Source organism: Stenotrophomonas sp. GD03654, from assembly GCF_029845105.1.
GTDB classification, from domain to species: Bacteria; Pseudomonadota; Gammaproteobacteria; order Xanthomonadales; family Xanthomonadaceae; genus Stenotrophomonas; species Stenotrophomonas africana.
In genome coordinates this window covers 12,729-34,749 of the sequence record NZ_JAOCLC010000045.1, presented here as the reverse complement: position 1 = coordinate 34,749, position 22,021 = coordinate 12,729, and the positions used below count along the sequence as shown (strand labels likewise).

General features: G+C 65.1%; 20 protein-coding genes. 1 reads left to right on the top strand and 19 read right to left on the bottom strand.

Going from position 1 to position 22,021, the window contains the following annotated elements; all coding sequences use genetic code 11:
- Positions 1–8 precede the first annotated feature (8 nt).
- Positions 9–1,463: a mechanosensitive ion channel domain-containing protein gene (locus tag N5J73_RS16170; protein ID WP_158230173.1), complete on the bottom strand. Its 1,455-nt coding sequence runs from the start codon at positions 1,461–1,463 to the stop codon at positions 9–11.
- Between the two features lie 691 nt (positions 1,464–2,154).
- Between N5J73_RS16170 and N5J73_RS16165 the strand changes: the two genes are divergently transcribed.
- Positions 2,155–3,363, top strand: a complete 1,209-nt coding sequence (locus N5J73_RS16165; protein ID WP_032968996.1) for an NnrS family protein — start codon at positions 2,155–2,157, stop codon at positions 3,361–3,363.
- A 15-nt stretch (positions 3,364–3,378) separates the two neighbouring features.
- Here N5J73_RS16165 and N5J73_RS16160 read toward each other — a convergent pair whose 3' ends face one another.
- The 18 genes from N5J73_RS16160 to moaCB form a co-directional block, all read right to left on the bottom strand.
- A complete protein-coding gene (locus N5J73_RS16160; protein ID WP_004146558.1) occupies positions 3,379–4,044 on the bottom strand; it encodes an ATP-binding cassette domain-containing protein in 666 nt (221 codons plus the stop codon).
- The gene (modB, locus tag N5J73_RS16155) at positions 4,034–4,717 is read right to left on the bottom strand and encodes a molybdate ABC transporter permease subunit (protein WP_032968995.1); all 684 of its coding nucleotides are present in this window, start codon (positions 4,715–4,717) and stop codon (positions 4,034–4,036) included. Before modB ends, N5J73_RS16160 begins: the two co-directional genes overlap by 11 nt.
- A 2-nt stretch (positions 4,718–4,719) precedes the next feature.
- Positions 4,720–5,460: a molybdate ABC transporter substrate-binding protein gene (modA, locus tag N5J73_RS16150; protein ID WP_049450922.1), complete on the bottom strand. Its 741-nt coding sequence runs from the start codon at positions 5,458–5,460 to the stop codon at positions 4,720–4,722.
- Between the two features lie 21 nt (positions 5,461–5,481).
- Positions 5,482–6,258, bottom strand: a complete 777-nt coding sequence (locus N5J73_RS16145; RefSeq protein ID WP_099482037.1) for a helix-turn-helix domain-containing protein — start codon at positions 6,256–6,258, stop codon at positions 5,482–5,484.
- Positions 6,259–6,265: 7 nt separating this feature from the next.
- Positions 6,266–7,477 (bottom strand): coproporphyrinogen III oxidase, encoded by a 1,212-nt coding sequence (locus tag N5J73_RS16140; protein WP_049450920.1) that lies wholly within the window; start codon positions 7,475–7,477, stop codon positions 6,266–6,268.
- Positions 7,478–7,521: 44 nt separating this feature from the next.
- The gene (locus tag N5J73_RS16135; protein ID WP_004146542.1) at positions 7,522–8,853 is read right to left on the bottom strand and encodes a nitrate/nitrite transporter; all 1,332 of its coding nucleotides are present in this window, start codon (positions 8,851–8,853) and stop codon (positions 7,522–7,524) included.
- Between the two features lie 23 nt (positions 8,854–8,876).
- Positions 8,877–9,767, bottom strand: a complete 891-nt coding sequence (locus tag N5J73_RS16130; protein ID WP_004146541.1) for a peptidylprolyl isomerase — start codon at positions 9,765–9,767, stop codon at positions 8,877–8,879.
- Positions 9,768–9,770: 3 nt separating this feature from the next.
- Positions 9,771–10,475: a respiratory nitrate reductase subunit gamma gene (gene narI / locus N5J73_RS16125; protein ID WP_004146540.1), complete on the bottom strand. Its 705-nt coding sequence runs from the start codon at positions 10,473–10,475 to the stop codon at positions 9,771–9,773.
- Positions 10,472–11,152: a nitrate reductase molybdenum cofactor assembly chaperone gene (narJ, locus tag N5J73_RS16120; RefSeq protein ID WP_004146539.1), complete on the bottom strand. Its 681-nt coding sequence runs from the start codon at positions 11,150–11,152 to the stop codon at positions 10,472–10,474. The genes narI and narJ overlap by 4 nt, the downstream gene beginning before the upstream one ends.
- A complete protein-coding gene (narH, locus tag N5J73_RS16115; protein WP_049450918.1) occupies positions 11,149–12,693 on the bottom strand; it encodes a nitrate reductase subunit beta in 1,545 nt (514 codons plus the stop codon). Before narH ends, narJ begins: the two co-directional genes overlap by 4 nt.
- A complete protein-coding gene (locus tag N5J73_RS16110; RefSeq protein ID WP_049450915.1) occupies positions 12,693–16,448 on the bottom strand; it encodes a nitrate reductase subunit alpha in 3,756 nt (1,251 codons plus the stop codon). Before N5J73_RS16110 ends, narH begins: the two co-directional genes overlap by 1 nt.
- 69 nt (positions 16,449–16,517) lie before the next feature.
- Entirely contained in the window at positions 16,518–17,936 is a 1,419-nt protein-coding gene (locus N5J73_RS16105) for a NarK family nitrate/nitrite MFS transporter (protein WP_004146505.1), read from the bottom strand.
- Between the two features lie 148 nt (positions 17,937–18,084).
- A complete protein-coding gene (locus N5J73_RS16100; RefSeq protein ID WP_004146504.1) occupies positions 18,085–18,456 on the bottom strand; it encodes a hypothetical protein in 372 nt (123 codons plus the stop codon).
- Complete coding sequence (locus N5J73_RS16095; RefSeq protein ID WP_049450912.1) at positions 18,413–19,030, bottom strand: molybdenum cofactor guanylyltransferase; 618 nt, start codon at positions 19,028–19,030, stop codon at positions 18,413–18,415. The genes N5J73_RS16100 and N5J73_RS16095 overlap by 44 nt, the downstream gene beginning before the upstream one ends.
- Positions 19,008–19,505 carry a molybdenum cofactor biosynthesis protein MoaE gene (locus N5J73_RS16090; RefSeq protein ID WP_004146494.1) on the bottom strand — a complete coding sequence of 166 codons (498 nt, stop codon included), beginning with the start codon at positions 19,503–19,505 and terminating at the stop codon, positions 19,008–19,010. Before N5J73_RS16090 ends, N5J73_RS16095 begins: the two co-directional genes overlap by 23 nt.
- A gap of 1 nt (position 19,506) precedes the next feature.
- On the bottom strand, positions 19,507–19,767 hold the full coding sequence (locus N5J73_RS16085; RefSeq protein WP_004146493.1) for a molybdopterin converting factor subunit 1: 261 nt from the start codon (positions 19,765–19,767) through the stop codon (positions 19,507–19,509).
- Positions 19,764–21,023, bottom strand: coding sequence for a gephyrin-like molybdotransferase Glp (glp, locus tag N5J73_RS16080; protein ID WP_004146491.1), 1,260 nt, complete (start codon positions 21,021–21,023; stop codon positions 19,764–19,766). Before glp ends, N5J73_RS16085 begins: the two co-directional genes overlap by 4 nt.
- Positions 21,020–22,018 (bottom strand): bifunctional molybdenum cofactor biosynthesis protein MoaC/MoaB, encoded by a 999-nt coding sequence (gene moaCB / locus N5J73_RS16075; RefSeq protein ID WP_004146489.1) that lies wholly within the window; start codon positions 22,016–22,018, stop codon positions 21,020–21,022. The genes glp and moaCB overlap by 4 nt, the downstream gene beginning before the upstream one ends.
- Positions 22,019–22,021 lie beyond the last annotated feature (3 nt).

The window sequence follows — 22,021 nt, the reverse complement described above, 5'->3', positions numbered from 1 at the left end:
AACACTCCTCATGGCCTCGATCGGCCTTCTTGTAAGTGTCCGTGAAAACGGGGGTGAACCCCTACGTAGAAGTCGTTGAGCGCGGTCTGCAACACGTAGGCAGGCGGTGCGTGCTGCACATGCCCGGTCCTGCCAGCCGCGTCCAGCAGCAGCCGATGCACCTGCCGCCACGGCGTGTCATAGCCGATGGTCACGCCGGTTTCCAGCCACATGCCAGCCGCCTGCGGATCACGCGAATAGTTCAGCAGCTTGCCGCTGAGCACATGCATGTTGGGCAGGCTGACCTCCACCCCGGTAAGGGTGCGGATGCGGGTGGTGAACAAACCGATCTGTATCACCTGCCCTTCCACCTCCGCCACTTTGACCAGATCGCCGACCGACATCGTCCTTGAATACAGCAGGGTGAAACCCGCCGCCGCCTGGCCGACGATGCTCGATCCGCCCAGCGAGATCATCACGCCCAGCAGCACCGTCAGGCCCTTGAACGCATCACTGCCCGAGCCGGGCAGATAGGGATAGGCCATCACCAGCGCAAACAGCCAGATGCCCGCGACGATCAGTTTGCGGCTGGGTTCGGCCAACTGGCGGTCGATGCCGAACAACTGGAAACGCCCATGCTGCACGCCGCGGAACAGGATGCCGATGATCTGGCTGGCCAGGCGTGCCAGCAGGAAAATGATCAGCGCCGTCACCAGCCCCGGGATGGCCGCCACCCCCGCCCACAACCAGGCTTTGGCCTGGGCAGCGAGCCACAACGTCATCGTCGTTGCCCACGGCTGGGTGTAGTCGAACTGATGGAATACATAGCGCAGCCATTCCTCGGCCAGCACCAGCACCGCCACCAGCAGCAAGGCGCGCGACAACCAGTCGGCCAGCGCATTGGCCCCATGCAGCATCTGCCGTACCGGCACGCTACGCAACGTCCCGGCTTTTTTACCCACCCAGGCCAGCATCGCCGCCCGCAGCTGACGTGCCAGCCAGGCCATCACCCAGGCCAAGGCGGCGGCCAGTGCGGTGGCGACAAGGCTGTGCAGCACACCGCGAAGCACCCGTCCCGGCGCACGCTCGCGCTCGGCGGCGGCGACCGCCTCGCCAAGCCGGCTGCGCACCTCCTCGCGTACCTGGGCCAGACTCTGGCCCTGCGCGGTATCCACATCGGCAGGCGTGATGAGGGTGACGACTTCCCCGCCGAGCAGCAGGATCACACCGGCGGCGGTATCGTTGAAGGTGACGCCGGGCGTTCCCGGCTCGTCGACGATGCGCTTGATGTTGAATTCGGCAACCTGCGCCCGCTGCAAGGGCGAGCGCCCCATGAACGCACTGCGGAAGGTCAGGATGTCACGGTTGTAATAGCGCACCGTCGCTGGGGCCTGCGCCTGAGCGGTGCTTTCTTCGGTCGCAGCCAGCAGCGGCGCAGGTGCAAGCAGCAGCGAGGCGCACAGCACAAGCAGCAGCCATGCCATCAAGGTGAACCCGCGTGCCAGTGGTGCTGTTTCGAGGCTGCTCCGGAACATCTTTCTGCTTCCCCGCAAGAAGAGATGACTTGCCGCTGGCGTGTTGCGTCGACCCGCTGCCAATCAGCCCCCACAGGCCGCAGGGTACGCCAGCTACGCCCGTGCTCCATCATCGCACCGCGGCAGGCGGATTGCCTGCCATCACGATCTGGCCACTATCGTCCAGGGTGCACCACACTCGCCCGCAGCAACGTAGCCCGGGTAAGCGCAGCGCACCCGGGAAGAGCGGTCCGGGCATCCGTATCCGCGCCAACCGCCCCGGGTGCGCTGCGCTTACCCGGGCTACGGCTTTGGTTAAATCTCGCGATGTGTGCTGTGGCTCGCTCCTGCGTGAGCGCCACGCCGACGGATCTGGGCGTCCCTCCCACTCCGCACCAACTGCCCCGGGTGCGCTGCGCTTACCCGGGCTACGGGCTTTCGTTCAATCTCGCGATGTGTGCTGTGGCTCACTCCTGTGCGAACGCCACGCCGACGGATCTGGGCGTCCCTCCCACTCCGCACCAACCGCCCCGGGTGCGCTGCGCTTACCCGGGCTACGGCCAACCATTGATCTGGCGATGCTTGCCGCGGCTTTCTGCTGATGGCGCCGGCCTTGATATTGGTCAGTCCCGGCGGCGACGAAGGGGCGGATACTCGCTGCGTGGACACTTTCACGACCCGCGTGCAGCTATTCAATGCGCCACACCGGCTGCTGTTCTTCATCGGTGTCTGCAATCTCGGCTTGGCGATGGCTTGGTGGGCGCTCTGGCTGGCCGGGTTGCAGCTGGGCAGCCCCCTGCCCGTGCCCGCCGTGCCGCCGGCCTGGCTGCATGGGCTGTGGATGCAGTACCTAGTGCTGCCCAGTTTCATCTTCGGCTTCCTGTTGACCGTATTCCCACGCTGGATGGGATTGCCGGCACTGCCGCGGTGGCAATACGCAGGCGTTGGTAGCGGACTGTTCGGCGCGCAGATCGCGCTGCTGACCGCCAGCAGCGGTTGGCAACCCGGGATGTGGTTGGCCCTGTTGCTGGCGGCGCTGGGATGGGCATTCGGGCTGGTCGTACTCGGCCGCCTGCTGTTGCAGGAGAAAGGCCGCACCTGGCATGCGTGGTCATGCTGGTCCGGCTTGCTGGTGGGCTGGATCGGCCTGCTCGGTTTCGCCGCCGCTGCCACAGGCGCTGATATCCGCTGGCAGGCACTGAGCGTGTCGCTTGGCACCTTCGGGCTGTTGCTGCCGATCTACGCAAGCGTCGCCCACCGCATGTTTCCGTTCTTCGCCGGCAACGTGGTGCCGGGCTACCAGGCATGGCGGCCACCACAATGGTTGGCGATCCTGTGGGGACTGTGCCTGCTGCATCTGGCCGGGGAACAGCTGCAGCAGCCACTGGCGACGCTGCTGGCCGATGCGGGCCTGCTGCTGTTGTCGCTGTACTCGCTGTGGCGTTGGTGGCCGCGCGGACCCAAGCCGCCGCTGTTGAGCGTGCTTTTTTACGGACTGGCGTGGTGGCCGCTGGCGATGCTGCTGTATCTGCTGCAGGACATCGCCGCGCTTGCCGGCCATACCGGCTGGCTGGAACGCGCGCCACTACATGCCTTGGCGATCGGCCTGTTCGGCAGCCTGTTGGTGGCCATGGTCACGCGTGTGACCCAAGGCCATTCCGGGCGTGCACTGGTGATGCCGGTGGTCGCATGGGTCGCCCTGCTCGGCCTGCAACTGGTTGCGGTGCTGCGCATCCTCGCACCGTTGCTGGACGATCCTTGGCATTGGCATGCCGTCGCCGCCGCCGGCTGGCTGCTGGTGCTTGCACCGTGGTTGCTGCGGTTGGGGTGGATCTACTGGCGCCCACGTGCGGACGGCAAGCCGGACTAATCGTTACGCGGAGAATCAGGCCTGCACGCGGCCATCAGCCAGATGCACCACCTGCTGGCCGAACATGTCCACGTCCTCCGGATCATGGCTGATCAGCAGCAGCGGGATGCCGGTCTGGTCCAGCACCGTTTCAAGCTCCTGGCGCAGATGCGCACGCAGGGCGTGGTCGAGTGCGGCGAACGGCTCATCCAGCAGCAGTGCCTGCGGCTTGGTCACCAGCGCCCGCGCCAAGGCGGTGCGCTGACGTTGGCCGCCGGAGATCTGCGACGGCAGCAGGTCACCGAGGTGATCGATGCGGAAAGCCTGCAGCCATTGTTCCACTGCATCAACGCGGCGGGCGCGCGACGGATTCAACAGACCCTGCTGCAGGCCGAAGCCGACGTTCTGCCGCACCGTAAGGTGCGGGAACAAGGCGTAGTCCTGGAACACATAGCCGATACGGCGCCGCTGCGGCGACAGATTGATACCTGCCGCCGCATCAAACAGTGCCTGCGCGTGCATGCGGATCACTCCTGCATCCGGCTGCAGCAACCCGGCAATGGCTTTCAGCGTCAGACTCTTGCCAGCGCCGGACGGGCCGAACAACACAACGTTCGGCTGTGTGCAACGCAAGGTCGCCTGCAGCTGGAACTGCTGTCCAGCCGCACTCAGTTGGCGCTGAACATCAAGCTCAAGCCACATTGCGCGCTCCTTCCTGCCGCCGCCCGACCAGTCGTGCGGCAAGCAGCAGCACGCTGATGCAGACCAGAGAGGACAGCAGCACCAAGGCGTTGGCGCGACCGTCATTGCCGGCCTGCACCGCCTCATAGATGGCAATGGACAAGGTCTGGGTGCGGCCGGGAATACTGCCGGCGACCATGATGGTGGCGCCGAACTCACCCATCGCGCGGGCGAACGCCAGCAGCAGGCCGGCAAGAATGCCGCGCCATGCCAGCGGCAAGGTCACCCGGAAGAACAGCGCCAGCTCGGACACGCCCAGGGTACGCGCGGCCTGTTCCAGCTGGCCGTCGACATCCTCGAACGCGGCACGCGCCGGCTTGAACACCAGCGGAAACGACGCCACCGCAGCAGCAATCACCGCCGCCTGCCAGGTGAACACCAGGTTGATTCCGAAGCTGCTCTCCAGCCACGCTCCCAGCGGCCCCTTGCTGCCAATCAGCACCAGCAGGTAATAGCCCAGCACCGTTGGCGGCAACACCATCGGCAAGGTGAGTATCGTGTCCAGCAACTCCCGGCCAGGAAAGCGCCGCCGCGCCAGCAAGGCGCCAAATCCAACACCGAGCACAAGGTTGATCGCGGTCGCCCAGCCGGCCACCTTCAGCGACAACCACAACGCGCTCCAGTCCAGATCCACCATCAAGGACTGCCGAAGCCGTGCCTGTGCAGGATGGCCTGGCCCTGCGCCGAGCGCACGAAGGCGATGAAGCGCTTGGCTTCGGCGGCATTGCGGCTGGTCTTGACCATCGCCAGCGGATACGCGATGCCACCAGCAACCGGCACCTGGAATGCACGCTGCACGCGCTCGCTCATCGCCTGCACGTCGGTGGCGTAGACGAAACCAGCATCCACTTCACCGCGCGCCACATAGTCCAATGACTGGCGCACGTTCTGGGTGCTGATCATCTTGGCCTGCATCGCCGGCCACAAACCGGCCTGCTGCAGCGCGCCGCGTGCATAGCGCCCGACCGGCACGCTGTCGGGGTTGCCGATGGCAACGCGCTTCACATCGGCCCTGGCCAGTGCCGCCAACGTGGTCGGCTTGTTGCTGGCCTGCGGCGGCACCACCACCCACAGGCTGTTCTGCGCGAACACGTGCTGGGTTGCCGGATCGATCAGCCCTTCTGTGCTGGCCTGTGCCATCGTGGCCTGGTCGGCCGAGGCCAGCACATCGACCGGTGCGCCACGCGCGATCTGCTGCAGCAAGGTGCCTGAGGCCGCGAAGTTCAGGTCGATCTTCGTGCCCGGGTTGGCCTTCTCATACGCGCTGGATATCTCGCGGAAGCTTTCGGTCAGGCTGGAAGCCGCCGATACCGTCAGATCAGCAGCGCCTGCCGGCAGTGCGGCAGCCAGCAACAACAACGCCCACAGCTTGTTCATGCATGCATCCTCGGTTGGGCATCATTCGCTTGCGTCATCGGTGGCCGCCATCAGCGCCAGGCGCTCCGGTTGCAGCAGGATGATCTCGCGCTGCTTCACCGCGATGACTTCTTCGTCGCTCAAGCGGCGCAGCACCCGGCTGGCGGTTTCCGGGGCCATGCGCAGGTAGTTGGCGATCTCGGTGCGGGTCATGGTCAGGTTGAAGCGGTGTGCGGAAAATCCACGCCGCGCGTAGCGGTTGGAGATATCCAGCAGGAACGCGGCCATGCGCTCCTCGGTGCGGTAGTTGGCCGCCAGCAAGGCGGCCTTGCCGATCTCGGCGCTGAGCAGGCTGAACAGCTTGGCCTGCAAGCCAGGCATGCGACTGGCCAGCATGCTGATGCGCGGAAACGAGATGCGGCACAGATGCACGGTATCCAGCGCCACCGCATTGCAGGGATAGCGCGAACCGTGGATGGCATTCAGACCGATCACTTCGCCCGGCAGCGAAAAACCCAGCACCTGTTCATTGCCCAGGCTGTCGTCGACAAAGGTCTTGACCATGCCCGCACGCACCGCGGCGATTGCATCAAAGGGCTCACCCGCGCGGAAGATGTAATCACCCGCGTGGTAGGGCCCGACGTGGTCGACCATCACGTGCAGCTCGTTCAGCGCGGTCTTGTCATAGCCCTGCGAGCTGCAGGCATCGGAGAACGCACAGGTCGTGCAGAAATGCAGCGCGTCACCGTCGCCGGCAGCGGCTGGATTGGGCGTCGCGGTTCCCAGAGGACCGCGCGGTGGGGGGGGGGGTGACGTCATTCCGTTTTCAAGCAACAGCGGCCAAGGGGCGGAAGCACGCTGCGATCATACGCCACAGCAGCTCACCTTCGTTCTGGATCAACAACATGTCGCCGTCACGACGCAGCCAGCCGCGTTCGATGAACATGGCGACGCGGCTCCAGGCGTGCTCGAAACAGGCATCGAACGGCTGCGCGTTGCGCCATTCGAAGGCGCGCATGTCCAGCGCGTGGTCGCAGGCCAGGCTCTGCACCACCTCATCGGTCATACGTTCATGCTCGGAAAGAATAAGCCCGGACGATATGCCAGGCTGGCCAACCACCAGGCAGGCGCGCCAGTTGCGCGGCTCCGGTGCGATGCGACAGATCACATCGCCGATCTGGCTGCAGGCGCCCACACCAATACCGAGCAGGTCATGGCGCTCGCGGCGGGGGACCCCGAGCAGGTCGCAATGGCGCTGGCCGTCACCGTTGCGCAGCGGCATGGGCAGGTCCGGCCGCTGGTAGTGGTCGCCACCCAACGGGCGGTAGCTGGCTGCCCGCAGCAGCCGCCACGCCTGCAGCCAGTCCGCCGGCAACGGGTATTCGGGCAGCAAGGCAGGCGATGGCAGGATGATGCGTTCGGGTGCCAGCTCCAGCACCCGCTGCAGCCGCTGCAGGAAGGACACATCGGCGTAGCACGGCACGCGCAGCTGGTAGTAACACGCAGTGAACGCGGCCTGCTGGGCCTGAGCCAGCATCGCCGGGCCATCGACGCCGGCGTGATCGATCACCGTCATCCGGGTACAACCGACCTCCCGCAATGACGCCGGTACCACATCGCTGGCTGCATCCAGACGCACTTCGACCTGCGGCCGCGCAATGGTGCACAGCTGCTCCGGCACCGCATCCAACAAGCGGCCCAGCAGGGCGGGCGGCAGGTGCTCGACGATACCCGGCTGCAGCACCATGGCTGCCACTTCGCGGTCGCTGGCCAGCATGTTGGCATGCAGGCGCAGGCATACCAGCAGCGCATCCAGCACGTTTTCGGCCGGCTCCGGGTCATGGGCCGGTGCGCAGAAACCCAGGGTCAACGCACGCGGAATCAGATGCTCGTTGCTGGCCTGCATGGCCGCACGCCAGCCGGCTTCGGCAAAGCCAGGGCTCAGCTCAGCCGGCGTCGGGAACAACACGTGCGCGGGTTGCTGCAGCAGTGCGACATGCAATGTGGCGTCATCCATCCCGGCGGTCTCTACTGACATGCCTGCATCCTCGCGCAGTGACCGCCGGGTTTCCCTGATCTGGATCAAGCCCGACGCTGTTTCTCCACCGCGCCGGCATCGATGGCTTCGGGCAGGTCGGTCTCGCGATCGAGCTGCGGGAAGTTGCGACGCTCCATCCGGCGGATGGCGAAGTGCATCCAGGTCAAGGAAATGCTGACCAGCACGAACAACAGCATGAAGCAGCTGCTCCAGATGCCGAGCGCATCATTCAGGGCGCCAAACACGATGGGCAGGATGAAGCCGCCTAGGCCGCCGATCATGCCGACCACACCACCCACCGAGCCCACGTGCTGCGGGTAGTAGACCGGGATGTGCTTGTAGACCGCGGCCTTGCCCAGCGACATGAAGAAGCCGAGAACGAATACCAGCACGGTGAACAGGGTCACGCTGATCGCCAGGTGGAAGCTGATCTCGCCGTGTATGCCCTGCACGATATAACGCGTATCCGGATAGGCCAGGATGAAGGTACAGATCGACGACACCCCCAGCGTCCAGTACATCACCCGCCGCGCACCGATTTTGTCCGACAGCCAGCCGCCCACCACCCGGAACAGGCTGGCCGGTATCGAGTAACACGCGGCCAGCACGCCGGCCGTGCCGACGTCCATGCCGTAGGCGCCAACCAGATAATGCGGCAGCCACAGTGCCAGCGCGACGAAGCCACCGAACACGAAGAAGTAATACAGCGAGAAGCGCCACACCTGCAGGTTCTTCAGCGGTGCCATCTGCTCGGCGAAGGACATCGGCTTGACGCCACTGCGACGACGATCTTCCAGCGAGGGATCTTCCTTGCTGAACAGGTAGAACAGGATGGCGGTGACCGCCAACCCGACCGCCCACAGCTTGGCCACCATCATCCAGCCCGAGGCCACCATCACCAGCGGCGCCAGCAGCTTGGTTACCGCCGAGCCGATGTTGCCGGCACCGAAGATGCCCAGCGCGGTGCCCTGCTTCTCCGGCGGGAACCACTTGGACACATAGGTGACGCCGACTGAGAAGTTGCCGCCGGCGATGCCGACGAACAGTGCGGCCAACAGGAACTGCGGGTAGGTCTGTGCATAGGTCAGCAGCCAGGTCGCGACCGCGCCGCACAGCATCACCAGGGTCATCACCTTGCGCCCGCCAAACTGATCGGACCAGATGCCGAGAAAGACGCGGATCACCGAGCCGGTCAACACCGGGGTGGCGATCAACAGGCCGAACTGGGTGTCGTTCAAACCCAGCTGCTCGCTGATCTGGATGCCTATGATGGCGAAGATCATCCACACCGCGAAACACACGGTGAAGGCGAAGGTGCTCAGCCATAGCGCACGTTGTTGTTCGCCGTTGCTGATGTTCTGTAGATTCTGGCTCATTGCCGCTCCTGGGGGATTGCGTCTTACTCAGCCTGTGCTTCGATGTCTTCCAGCCCACGCACCGGGTAACGTTCGCGCAGTTCCAGCAGGAACTGCTGCACGTCGCGCTGGCGCACCTGTAGCTCCAGGTAGTCGCTGATCTGCGGCTGCACCTGCTCGAAACTGAGCGCCGTACCGGCTTCCAGCGCATCGATGCTGACCACGTGGTAGCCCCAGCGCGATTCCACCGGGAACCCGGCCAAGCCTTGTCGCAGGCGGAATACCTGGCGATCGAATTCCGGCGTGGTCTGGCCGCGTTGCAGCCAGCCCAGATCGCCGCCTTCGCTGCTGGACGGGCATTGCGAGTGACGCGCGGCCAGATCGGCAAACAGGTGCGGCTGTTCCAGCAGTTCGGCAATCAGCTTCTCGGCCAGGGTGCGGGCTTTCAGCCGGCCGGCGATATCGTCGGCCGGTGCCGCCAGCAGGATGTGGCGTACGCGGATGCGGTCCGGTGAGCGGAAACGCTCGGGGTTCTGCGCAAAGTAACGCTGGCAGTCGTCTTCGCTGGGCACGCGGTCTACCAGCGCCTGTTCGATCAGCTGCTGGATGCGTGCTTCCTCGCTGGTCTCCTGGCCGACGCCGGGGGCGTCAGCCAGACCAAGCCGCTCGGCTTCCAGCCGCAGCAGCTCGCGTACCACCAGCGCACGCGCCGCATCGGCACGTGACTGCTCCGGGCGCATCGCCCGATGGTATTGCATCTCGCGGGCGATATCGGCCTCGCTGATCGGCGTGTCCTGCACGTACAGGCTGCACGGTGCCGGTTGGCCGAGGCTGCGCGGGCCATCGTCGGCATCGTGATGGTGGCCGGCCTCGGCCGGCACCGGTGTTTGCGAGTCGATGACGGTGATGGGGAGAATGCGTGGCAGGCTGCCCATGGCTTACTCCCGCGGACCGTAGCGCAGCGTGGCCTGGCGACGACGTACCACTTGATATGGCCGCCACAGGTAACTGATCGGCACGCTCCACACATGCACCAGGCGGGTGAAGGGTGCGATCAACACCAGCGTCAGGCCGAGGAAGATGTGCGCCTTGTAGACCCAATGCACGCCTTCGACATAATCGGCCGCGCCGGCACGGAAGGTGACGATGTGCTGTGCCCACTCGGCCAGCATCACCATCACCCCGCCGTCCAGGTGCCCGGCGGAGACCTTGATGCTGTACAGGCCAAGACAGAGCTGGGCGAACAGCAGCACCAGCACCAGCGTGTCACCGAAGCTGCCGATTGCACGCACCCGCGCATTGGTCAGCCGCCGCACCAGCAGGATGGTGATGCCGACGAAGCACAGTGCGCCGAAGAAGCCACCCACCACCATCGCCAGCAACTGCTTCTGCGAGGAGGTGATGAAGGGCTCGTACAGCGCATGCGGGGTCAACAGGCCGACGAAGTGGCCGCCGAGGATGGCGATGATGCCGATGTGGAAGCAGTTGCTGCCAAAGCGCATGCCGCGGTCGGACAGCAACTGGGTGGAGCCGGTACGCCAGCTGTACATGGCCTTGTCATAGCGCGCCCAGCTGCCGATCAACAGCACCGCCACCGCGATGTAGGGATAGAACTGGAAGGCGAACTGATTGAGGTAATTCATGGCTGGATCTCCCGCGGCTGCGCGCGTGCCGGTGAACGATGGGGTGGATCGCAATCCTGCGAAGGTGCATCGGTGCCAAAGCGCACCGCTTCCTCTTCCCACAGGCGGTCCATGGCTTCGACGGTGTCGTCGCGCACTTCTTCGCTGGCCCGCTGGCGCAGAACGGCCAGGTTGACCTTGCCCTCGCCCGCCTCGACCAGGATCTCCAGCAGCACCGCATGCGGCAGCTGCCGCTCGGCGGCGCGTGCGGCGAGCATGCCGGCGATGTGGCCGATGTGGTGCAGCCAGTCCTTTGCCTCGGCCTGCGGCCGATGCGAGAGGTATTCCAGCAGCAGCGGCAGGTAGTCCGGCAATTCGCGCGCATCCAGCTCGAAGCCGTTCTTGCGGTAGGCATCGATCAGGTCGACCATGGCCTGGCCGCGATCACGCGACTCGCCATGGATGTGTTCGAACACCAGCAGGCTCATCGAGCGGCCACGGTCGAACGTGGCCAGCCAGCGGTCCTGCGCGTCCAGCGGGTCGGTAGCAAGCAGGTCACGGACGAAGGTCTGCAACTGCCTGCGACGGGCCGGCGACAGTGCCGGATCATCGCAGGCCTCGAGCAGCTCCTCGCCATGCTGCCAGAGCTCGTCACGCGGGTAGTCCAGCAATACGCCAATCAGCTTGAGCACACTCATTTCACCACCTCATGCCGATGTTGGCGGTTGGGATGCACCGCGAAGGTGGTGGTCTTGCGCTGAGTGAACAGGTCAGCCGGGCTGTCGCCGTTGCAACCATTGCCGAAGGTGAAGCCGCAGCCACCACGTTCGCCGAACGCATCGTTGGCGTACTCACGGTGGGCGCTCGGAATGACGAAACGGTCCTCGTAGTTGGCGATGGCCAGGTAGCGGTACATCTCTTCCACCTGCGCCGGGGTCAGCCCCACCTGTTCGAGCACGCGCATGTCTTCCACGCCATCCACGTTCTTGGCGCGGCGCCAGGCACGCATCGCCATCAGCCGCTCCAGGGCACGGATCACCGGCGCTTCGTCACCAGCGGTCAGCAGGTTGGCCAGGTAACGCACCGGGATGCGTAGCGAGGCGATATCCGGCAGTTCGCCACTCATGCCGACATGGCCACGCTCCGCCGCCGACTGGATCGGCGACAACGGCGGCACGTACCAGACCATCGGCAAGGTGCGGTATTCCGGGTGCAGCGGCAGCGCCAGCTTCCAGTCGATGGCCAGCTTGTAGACCGGCGACTGCTTGGCCGATTCCAGCCAGCTGTCGGGGATGCCTTCGGCACGCGCAGCGGCGATCACCGCCGGGTCGAACGGGTCCAGGAAGATATCCAGGTGCGACTGGTACAGGTCCTTCTCCGCCGCCACCGATGCGGCCTCGGCGATACGATCCGCGTCGTACAGCATCACCCCCAGGTAGCGGATGCGGCCCACGCAGGTTTCCGAGCACACGGTGGGCTCGCCCATCTCGATGCGCGGGTAGCAGAAGATGCACTTCTCGGACTTGCCGCTCTTCCAGTTGTAATAGATCTTCTTGTACGGGCAGGCCGACACACACATGCGCCAACCACGGCACTTGTCCTGGTCGATCAGCACGATGCCGTCTTCCTCGCGCTTGTAGATCGCGCCGGACGGGCACGCCGAGACGCAGGCCGGGTTGAGACAGTGCTCGCACAGCCGCGGCAGATACATCATGAAGGTCTTTTCGAAGGCGCCGTAGATCTCCTTCTGCACCTTGTCGAAGTTGTAGTCACGCGAACGCTTGGAGAACTCCGAACCAAGGATTTCCTCCCAGTTCGGGCCCCACTCGATCTTCTCCATGCGCTGGCCGGTCAGCAGCGAGCGTGGCCGTGCGGTCGGCTGATGCTTCAGCTCGGGCGCGTCGTGCAGGTGCTGGTAATCGAAGTCGAACGGCTCGTAGTAGTCGTCGATCTGCGGCAGGTCGGGGTTGGAGAAGATCTTGGCCAGCATGCGCCAGCGGCCACCGGCGCGCGGCACCAGCTTGCCGCTGCCGTTGCGCACCCAACCGCCGTTCCACTTCTCCTGGTTCTCCCATTCTTTGGGATAACCGATACCGGGCTTGGTCTCGACGTTGTTGAACCAGGCGTACTCCACGCCTTCGCGCGAGGTCCACACGTTCTTGCAGGTGATCGAGCAGGTGTGGCAGCCGATGCACTTGTCCAGGTTCAAGACCATCGCAATCTGGGCACGTACTTTCATCACACCACCTCCCGTGCGGCGTCGGTTGCACTCGAATTTGCGTCCTCACCGTCCAGCCAATCGATCTTGTCCATCTTGCGCACGATCACGAACTCATCGCGGTTGGTACCGCAGGTACCGTAGTAATTGAAGCCCCAGGCCAGCTGCGCGTAGCCGCCGATCATGTGGGTGGGCTTGAGCACGATGCGGGTCACCGAGTTGTGGATGCCGCCACGGGTGCCGGAGATCTCCGAACCCGGCACGTTGATGATGCGTTCCTGGGCGTGGTACATCATCGCCATGCCCGGCATCACCCGCTGGCTGACCACCGCACGTGCAGCAATCGCACCGTTGACGTTGAACAGCTCGATCCAGTCGTTGTCCTCGATGCCGGCATTGCGTGCATCGTCCTCGCTCAACCAGACGATGGGGCCGCCACGCGACAAGGTCTGCATGATCAGGTTGTCGCTGTAGGTGCTGTGGATGCCCCACTTCTGGTGCGGGGTGATCCAGTTCAGCACGATCTCCTTGTTGCCGTTCTGGCGCTTGTTGAGCAGCGGCTCCACCGTGCGTGTATTGACCGGCGGACGGTAGCTCATGAAGGCCTCACCGAAGTCGATCATCCACTCGTGGTCCTGGTAGAACTGCTGGCGGCCGGTCACCGTGCGCCACGGAATCAGCTCGTGCACATTGGTGTAGCCGGCGTTGTAGCTGACGTTGTCGTCTTCCAGTCCGGACCAGATCGGCGAGGAGATGATCTTGCGCGGCTGTGCCTGGATGTCACGGAAGCGGATCGCCTCGTGCTCCTTGCCCACCGCCAGATGGGTGTGCTCGCGGCCGGTGAAGGTGCCCAGCGACTCCCAGGCCTTGACTGCGACATGGCCATTGGTTTCCGGGGCCAGGTGCAGGATCACCTCGCAGGCATCGATGGCGGTATCAATCGCCGGCCGACCCTGGCTGATGCCTTCGCCCAGCACGGTGTGGTTGAGCTTGCCAAGGAATTCCACCTCGTGCTTGGTATCCCAGCTCATGCCCTTGCCACCATTGCCGAGCTTGTCCAGCAGCGGGCCCAGCGAGGTGAACTTGCGGTAGAGGTTGGGATAGTCGCGCTCGACCACCGCCATGCTCGGCATGGTCTTGCCCGGGATGGCCTCGCACTGGCCCTTCTTCCAGTCAGTCACGCCGAACGGCATGCCCAGTTCGTTGGGCGTGTCGTGCAGGGTCGGCACCAGCACCAGGTCCTTCTCGACACCGAGCACGCCCGGTGCCATGTCGCTGAGCGTGCGTGCGACGCCCTTGAAGATTTCCCAGTCGCTGCGCGATTCCCAGGCCGGATCCACCGCCTTGGACAGGGGGTGGATGAAGGGATGCATGTCCGAGGTGTTGAGGTCGTCCTTCTCGTACCAGGTGGCGGTCGGCAGCACGATGTCCGAGTACAGCGCGGTGGTGCACATGCGGAAGTCCAGCGTCACCAGCAGGTCGAGCTTGCCTTCCGGTGCTTCGTCACGCCACTTCACGTCCTCGGGCTTGAGCGCGCCCATCTCGCCCAGGTCCTTGCCCTGCAGGCCGTGACGCGTGCCGAGCAGATGCCGCAGCATGTACTCGTGGCCCTTGCCGGAGGAACCGAGCAGGTTGGAGCGCCAGATGAACATCATCCGCGGGTGGTTCTGCGCGGCATCCGGATCGGCGAAGGCGAAGTCCAGCGAACCGTCCTTGAACTTGGACAGCGCGTAGTCGGCCGGTGCGATGCCGGCCTGTTCGGCCTCGCGCACCAGCTGCAGCGGATTGCGGTCCAGCTGCGGCGCGCTCGGCAACCAGCCCATGCGCACCGCGCGCAGGTTGAGGTCGGCCAGGCTGCCGCTGTACTTGGAGGCATCGGCCAGCGGCGACAGCAGTTCGTCCACCTGCAGCTTCTCGTAACGCCACTGCCCGGTGTTGAAGTAGAAGAACGAGGTACCGTTCATCTGCCGCGGCGGGCGGCTCCAGTCCAGGCCGAAGGCCAGCGGCTGCCAGCCGGTCTGCGGGCGCAGCTTTTCCTGGCCCACGTAATGCGCCCAGCCACCACCGGTCTGGCCCACGCAGCCACACATGACCAGCATGTTGATCAGGCCGCGGTAGTTCATGTCGTTGTGGAACCAGTGGTTCATGCCGGCGCCGACGATGATCATGCTGCGACCATGGGTCTTGTCGGCGGTGCGGGCGAACTCACGGGCAATCTCGATCACCTCGGCGCGTGACACGCCGGTGATGCGCTCCTGCCAGGCGGGCGTACCCGGCACGTTGTCATCGAAGCTCTTGGCGACATTGCCGCCGCCGAAGCCGCGATCAACGCCGTACTGCGCCAGCAGCAGGTCGTAGACCGTCGCCACCAGCGCTTCACCGCCATCAGCCAGCTGCAGGCGGCGCAGCGGGATGTTGCGCTCCAGTACGTCCTCGGCCGGTGCGGCGGTCCAGCCGTCGCTCTCGATGCCGCCGAAATACGGGAAGCTCACCGCCTCGATACCGTCGTGGATGTCGGCCAGGCTCAGGCGCAGGCGCGTGTCATGGCCATCGCTGGCCTTTTCCTCGATGTTCCACTTGCCCTTCTCGCCCCAGCGGAAGCCGACCGAGCCATTCGGCACGGTGATCTCGCCGCTGTTCTCGTCGAACGCCAGCGTCTTCCATTCCGGATTGTTGCTTTCGCCCAGCCCGCCCAGCTCACTGGCGCGCAGGAAGTGGCCTGGCACCAGGCGACCATCGGCACGGCGCTCGATGCGCACCAGCATCGGCATGTCCGAGTACTGGCGGCAGTAGTCCTGGAAGTATTGCGAGGGCGTGTCGACGTGGAACTCGCGCAGGATCACGTGGCCGAAGGCGAATGCCAGCGCGGCATCGGTGCCCTGCTTGGGATGCAGCCAATGGTCGGTGAGCTTGGCCAGCTCCGAGTAGTCGGGGCAGATCGCCACCGTCTTGGTGCCGTTGTAACGCGCCTCGGTGAAGAAGTGCGCATCCGGGGTGCGCGTCTGCGGCACGTTCGAGCCCCAGGCGATGATGTAGCGGCTGTTGTACCAGTCGGCCGATTCCGGCACGTCGGTCTGCTCGCCCCACACCTGCGGCGAGGCCGGCGGCAGATCGCAATACCAATCGTAGAAGGACAGACAGGCACCGCCGAGCAGCGACAGATAGCGCGCTCCAGCCGCGTAGGACACCATCGACATCGCCGGAATCGGCGAGAAGCCGACGATGCGGTCGGGGCCGTATTCCTTGGTGGTGTAGAGGTTGGAGGCGGCGATGATCTCGTTGGCCTCGTCCCAGTTCAGGCGCACAAAGCCACCCATGCCGCGGCGACGCTTGTACTCACGCGACTTGGCCGGGTCCTGCACGATGCTGGCCCAGGCTTCGACCGGCGACAGGGTCTTGCGGGCCTGCCGCCACATGCGCAGCAAGGTGCCGCGGATCAGCGGGTACTTGAGCCGGTTGGCGCTGTACAGGTACCAGGAATAGCTGGCGCCGCGTGGGCAGCCGCGTGGTTCGTGATTGGGCAGGTCCGGGCGGGTGCGCGGGTAGTCGGTCTGCTGGGTTTCCCAGGTGACCAGGCCGTTCTTGACGTAGATCTTCCAGCTGCAGGAGCCCGTGCAGTTCACACCGTGGGTGGAACGTACGATCTTGTCGTATTGCCAGCGGGCGCGATAACTGTTTTCCCAGTCCCGCCCTTCGCTCTTGCTGAACCCATGGCCATCGGCGAAGGGTTGTGGATCACGCTTGAAGAACTGCAAGCGATCAAGGAAATAGCTCATGGTGAATCTCCGTTCGCAAACTGCTGCATCGTGGCTAGGGGTGACATCTGGCTGCGGTGCGGGTGTAACTCAGCAGGGTGTTTCGGCGCCCCGCCGGTAGTACCACCACCAGGTCACGGCCAGGCAGGTGGCGTAGAACGCGATGAAGCCGTACAGCGCCATGTCCGGGCCGCCGGTCAAGCTGATCGAAGTGCCGTAGCTCTTCGGGATGAAGAAGCCGCCATAGGCACCGATGGCGCCGGAGAAGCCGACCACGGCTGCCGATTCGATGCTGGCCTGATGCGCAGCGGCCTTCTTGCCTTCAGCGCCTTCATTGGCCGACAGGCGCTCGTGCAGGGTGCGGAAGATCACCGGGATCATCCGGAACGTGGTGCCGTTGCCGATGCCGCTGAGCACGAACAAGGCCATGAACGAGAGCAGGAAACCGTAGAAGTTGCCGCCCTGGCCTTTATTGGGCAGGAAGTGCAGTACGCCGAACACGGCTGCGATCATCAGCGCGAATACCCAGAAGGTCAGCCGTGCGCCGCCCCAGCGGTCGGCCATGCTGCCACCCACCGAGCGCATCAGCGCACCCAGCAGCGGGCCAATGAAGGCATAGGCCAGTGGATTCACGTCCGGGAACTGGCTCTTGACCAGCATCGGGAAACCAGCAGAAAAGCCGATATAGGAGCCGAAGGTGCCGATGTACAACCAGCACATCAGCCAGTTGTGCTTGCGGCGGAAGATCACCGCCTGCTCGGAGAACGATGAGCGGGCACTGGTCAGGTCGTTCATGCCGAACCAGGCAGCCAGCGCGAAGAAGGCGATGAACGGCACCCAGATGAAGCCGGCGTTCTGCAGGAACAAGGGCGCGCCGCCGTCCACCACAGCCTGCGGAGCGCCGCCCAGGGCACCAAACACGCCTACCGTGATCACCAGCGGTACCACCGCCTGCGATACCGACACCCCTACGTTGCCCAGGCCGGCATTCAGGCCCAGTGCCATGCCCTGGCGCTGCTTGGGATAGAAGAAGGAGATATTGGACATGGAGGACGAGAAGTTCGCGCCACCGAAGCCACACAGGATGGCGATCAGCACGAATACCCAATACGGCGTGGCGGGGTTCTGCACCGCGAAGCCCAGCCACAAGGTGGGCAGCAACAGCGAGGCGGTAGACAAGGCCGTCCAACGGCGGCCACCGAAGATCGGGATCACGAAGGAGTAGAAGATGCGCAGCGTCGCGCCGGAAAGACTGGGCAAGGCCACCAGCCAGAACAACTGATCGGTACTGAAGGCAAACCCGATTTTCGGCAGGCTGATGGTCACCGCCGAAAACAGCACCCACACCGAGAACGCCAGCAGCAGCGCGGGGATGGATATGACCAGGTTGCGGGTGGCAACGCGTTTACCGGTCTGCTCCCAGTAAACCGGATCTTCCGGCCGCCAATCGGTGATGACACCGCCGGGACCGGGCCTGCTGTTTTTTACGGCATCGCGACTGGCACTCATGCAACGCTCCAAGGCTGTTTGATACGGCGCTGGTTCTGCTGTGCTGTTGCCTGCCCAGTCGCCACGGCGTCATTAAGCCCGGCGGCCCTGGGGCCGGTATTGATCTTGATCAACCAAAGGCGGCATAACGGCGCCTACCTGACAAATATCAATCTGCGGCGACGCTGACGTCGCTTGCACGGCGCTGCACGCCACGCTGGCGCACGCTGTCACGTACATCGACATCAAACTGAAGATGCAGCGGTTGCGGTTGCAGGGGGAGTTCGTAAGAGAGTCTATCACGGCACGGCAGGCGCTGCTGCAACGCCAGCACATCCTCCTGAGGCAGCGCGAACCGCAGCGCCGTGACGCTGCCATCCAGCCGCGCCTGTTCGCCTGCATGCAGCTGCAGCGCGCAGGAAAAGCTGCCCAGTGCCCCCAGGTCGGTCCGGCTGGTCACCCACTGCCCCGCCAACAACTCGGCCAGCTCGTTTTCGTCAATGCGCAGTCGTACGGACTGCGACTGGATCTGCACTTTCATGAGGCAGAGCCTCCCATTGGATGGGGGTATTGCAGTTCAGCAGACGGGCATCGCCATCGTCGGGCAGGCGCAGCTCGATGCTGCCCAGCTGTCGCTGCAGGCGGTACAACGAGCGCGGCCCGTTCACGTCCATCACCATCGACTGCAACAGGGTGCGACAGCTGCGGTCAATGTTCAACCGCATTGGCAGCGGTTGCCCGCGGAAATGCACGCAGCGAGCGTCACCTGCGTCACGCAACCGCCAAAGAAGTTGCCGGTCGAGCAGCGGCATGTCCACCGCCACCACCCAGACAGGGCCATCCGGCAGCGTCTTCACCACGCTGTAGAGCCCCCCCAACGGACCGCAGCGCGGCACCAGGTCGGGGACCGACTCGACCCCCGGCAGCACCGGGTAGCTGCCGCTGACCCGTAGCGTCTGCGCACCCGCGGCCTGCAGCAGCGCGCACATGTGCGCCAGCAGGGACCTGCCCTGCCAACGCAGCAAGGCCTTGTCCTGGCCCATGCGGCTGGACAGGCCACCGGCCAGCACGATGCCGGCCATGGCCGGCAGGTCAGTGGGCGTGATCGTGGACATGTCCGTCGTCGGCGTGCTCGGCGCTGGGTTGGCACAGGCTGCAGCCTTCGCTCCACTCGCTGTCGCCATCCTGGTAATGCTCCTGCTTCCAGATCGGCGAGCGGTGTTTGACCGCCTCGATCAGCTGCCGGCAGGCACGGAAAGCCTCGTCACGGTGGGGACTGCCGGCGGCAACAACCACCGCCACCTCACCCACCGCCAGGCGGCCCCTGGCGTGGGCCACGTACAGCTTGATGCGCGGGCCGAACTCGGCCTCCACCTCGGCCACCAGGCGCTGGAACTCGTTGAGTACCAGCGGCTCGAACATGTCATAGGTGATGCCCTGCACCGCGCGCCCTTGGTTCAGGTCGCGCACCTTGCCGATGAATACATCGATGCCGCCAAAGCCGGGGTCGGACACAAAAGCGATGCCCTCGCCCGGATCAATCGCGGCGGCGCTGCGCTCGACCACTTTCCATAGATTTTCCGCGCTCATTTCAACCTCCGCTCACCGGTGGCAGGATGGCCACACGACCGTCCGCAGGCAGCGGCTCGCTGTCGCGCAGCACGCGCTTTTCATCGGCAAATACCGAATAGTCCACCAGCCCGGCACGGAACCGGGGGAACCGTTCCAGCAGCAACTCGCGCAATGCCCGGCGCAGGTCCACGATGTGTTCACCGTTCACCCGCACGCTTAGCTCGCGACGATGATCCAGCTCGGAAAACACACCAAACAACTGCACAACGACCTCTCTCATGCTTCCTCCTGCCGGGCCAGTTGCAGCGGCTCGCGATGCCCCCAACCCTGCACGCGAGCCAATGTGCCGGCCGGGGCCAACGCATCGTCACCTTCCAGAATCGCCCAGGCGTTGGCCTGCAGCATGGTCTTGAGCCGGAACGATTCCTGCCCGGACAACACCCGCACGCTCAGCCGCCCCCCCGCATCCAGTTCCACCCGTGCCCGTGCGTGCATGCGCAGCCCCGGTGGCTTGCGCACATCGCCCTGCAACGGCAACTGCAACTGCGCCTCTTCTTCCAAACCCAGCATGCGGCGCAACACCGGCTCCACGAAGAAGCGCAACCCCACTGCCGCGGATATCGGATTGCCCGGCAGGCCGAAGTACAGGCAACCATCGGCCAGGCGGGCGAACAGCAGCGGCTTGCCCGGGCGGATGGCGACCTTGTGGAACAGCACGGTGGCACCACGGGCACGCAGGGCATCAGGGATGAAGTCATAGCGGCCCTGCGACACCGCCCCCGTACTCAGCACCACGCGCGCGCCGGCGGCCAAGGCCGCGTCCAGCGCAGCATCAAAAGCAGCCACGTCATCGCCAACGACACCGTTCCAGACCACATCAGCACCCGCGGCGTGCAGGCGGCTGACCAGGAAGGGGCGGTTGCTGTCGCGTATCTGCCCGGACTGCAACGGCTGGGCCGCATCACTGATCAGCTCCTTGCCGGTGCTGATGACCGCCACCTGCGGCCGCTGCTGCACCTGCACCCGGGCTGTCCCGAGGGCATGCAGCAAGGTCATGGCGTTCACATCCAGCGACGTGCCAGCGGCAAGCACGGTTTCGCCCAACTCCACGTCCTGGCCGCGCAGCCGCACGTGTTGCCCGGGCGTGACCATCGCCTGCAGACGCACGCGCGCAGGACGACCCTCCACGGCATCCAGCACCTCCACCTGCTCGACCGGCACCACGCTGTCCAGGCCGGCCGGCATGCGCGCACCCGTCATGATTTCCCAGGCCTGTGCTGCCTCCCCCTGTGCTGCGGCATCGCCTGCGGCCTGCCAGCCGGCAACCTGCAATACGGCACCGGCAGGCAAGGGCTGGCCGTCCGCGCACAGGGCGAAGCCGTCCATCGCAGCATTGTCGAACGGTGGCAGGTGCTGGGCACTTACCACTGGCGCAGCCAGCACCCGGTCTGCTGCCTCGGCAACCACCACCTGCTCGGTCTTTGGCGCCGGCGCCTCGGCCAACAGGATCTGCAGGGCCTGCGCGTAAGTGATCATGCGTGGCTGGCCCCGTCGATCATCGCCAATGCATGGCCCAGCACCGGCGTGAGAATGCTCATGCACTGTGCCGCGGCACGCGGGCTACCCGGCAGGGCGATGACCAGCATGCCCCCCAGTTGCACCACCTCGGCACGGCTCAGCCATGCCAACGGCGTGTGCTGCGCGCTAAGGCCACGGAGCATCTGCGCCAGCCCGGGCACGCTGCGCCCACCCAGCGACTGCAACGCCTCTGGAGTGAGATCGCGCTGTCCCAGGCCCGTGCCGCCAGTGCACAGGCAGATGCGGATGCCGCTGGCGGCGAACGCGTGCAGACGCCCGGCCAGCGGCTCGATGCCATCGGCCAGTACTTCCGTGCTGACCACTTCGCCGCCCAGTGCACGCAGCCCCTCGGCCAGCACTGGCCCGGATTCATCCACATAGTCGCCCCGGCTGGCACGATCGCTGAGCGTGATCACCACACAGCTCGCACCTTGCAGCTGTCTTGGCGGACGCGGGCGGAAGCGCTCACGCTCCTCCGCATCCATACCCTGTGGGTGCAACCACACGCCGCTCTTGCCGCCTTCCTTGAACAGCAGCCGGACACCGCCGATCTCCAATGCGGGCTCGACCGGCTTGCTGAGGTCATACAAGGTCAGCAGGGCCGCGTTGACCCCTGCCAGCGCTTCCATCTCCACCCCGGTACGCGCTTCACTGGCGCATTCGCACCACACCCGGATGGCAAGCCGCTCCGGCGCCGGCGCGCAGTAAACCCTCACCAGTTCCAGTGGCAGCGGATGGCACAGCGGCATCAACGCCGAGGCCATTTTGGCCCCCTGCAGGCCAGCAATCTCGGCCATCACCAGTGCGTCCCCCTTGGGCAGACGTCGCTCGACGATCAGGGGATAGGCAACAGGCCCGGCGACAAGCTCACCCACCGCCACCGCGCGGCGACGGGTAATGCGCTTGTCACGTACATCGGCCATATGGAATGCCGCACTCATCTGCCCACTCATTGC

Coding starts and splice junctions, on each gene's coding strand:
- N5J73_RS16145 (WP_099482037.1), bottom strand. CDS start 6,258: ATGACGTCACCCCCCCCCCCACCGCGCGGTCCTCTGGGAACCGCGACG.
- N5J73_RS16170 (WP_158230173.1), bottom strand. CDS start 1,463: ATGGCATGGCTGCTGCTTGTGCTGTGCGCCTCGCTGCTGCTTGCACCT.
- N5J73_RS16130 (WP_004146541.1), bottom strand. CDS start 9,767: ATGGGCAGCCTGCCACGCATTCTCCCCATCACCGTCATCGACTCGCAA.
- narH (WP_049450918.1), bottom strand. CDS start 12,693: ATGAAAGTACGTGCCCAGATTGCGATGGTCTTGAACCTGGACAAGTGC.
- N5J73_RS16100 (WP_004146504.1), bottom strand. CDS start 18,456: ATGAAAGTGCAGATCCAGTCGCAGTCCGTACGACTGCGCATTGACGAA.
- N5J73_RS16085 (WP_004146493.1), bottom strand. CDS start 19,767: ATGAGAGAGGTCGTTGTGCAGTTGTTTGGTGTGTTTTCCGAGCTGGAT.
- N5J73_RS16105 (WP_004146505.1), bottom strand. CDS start 17,936: ATGAGTGCCAGTCGCGATGCCGTAAAAAACAGCAGGCCCGGTCCCGGC.
- N5J73_RS16095 (WP_049450912.1), bottom strand. CDS start 19,030: ATGTCCACGATCACGCCCACTGACCTGCCGGCCATGGCCGGCATCGTG.
- modA (WP_049450922.1), bottom strand. CDS start 5,460: ATGAACAAGCTGTGGGCGTTGTTGTTGCTGGCTGCCGCACTGCCGGCA.
- N5J73_RS16090 (WP_004146494.1), bottom strand. CDS start 19,505: ATGAGCGCGGAAAATCTATGGAAAGTGGTCGAGCGCAGCGCCGCCGCG.
- N5J73_RS16110 (WP_049450915.1), bottom strand. CDS start 16,448: ATGAGCTATTTCCTTGATCGCTTGCAGTTCTTCAAGCGTGATCCACAA.
- narJ (WP_004146539.1), bottom strand. CDS start 11,152: ATGAGTGTGCTCAAGCTGATTGGCGTATTGCTGGACTACCCGCGTGAC.
- N5J73_RS16160 (WP_004146558.1), bottom strand. CDS start 4,044: ATGTGGCTTGAGCTTGATGTTCAGCGCCAACTGAGTGCGGCTGGACAG.
- N5J73_RS16140 (WP_049450920.1), bottom strand. CDS start 7,477: ATGTCAGTAGAGACCGCCGGGATGGATGACGCCACATTGCATGTCGCA.
- N5J73_RS16135 (WP_004146542.1), bottom strand. CDS start 8,853: ATGAGCCAGAATCTACAGAACATCAGCAACGGCGAACAACAACGTGCG.
- glp (WP_004146491.1), bottom strand. CDS start 21,023: ATGATCACTTACGCGCAGGCCCTGCAGATCCTGTTGGCCGAGGCGCCG.
- moaCB (WP_004146489.1), bottom strand. CDS start 22,018: ATGAGTGGGCAGATGAGTGCGGCATTCCATATGGCCGATGTACGTGAC.
- narI (WP_004146540.1), bottom strand. CDS start 10,475: ATGAATTACCTCAATCAGTTCGCCTTCCAGTTCTATCCCTACATCGCG.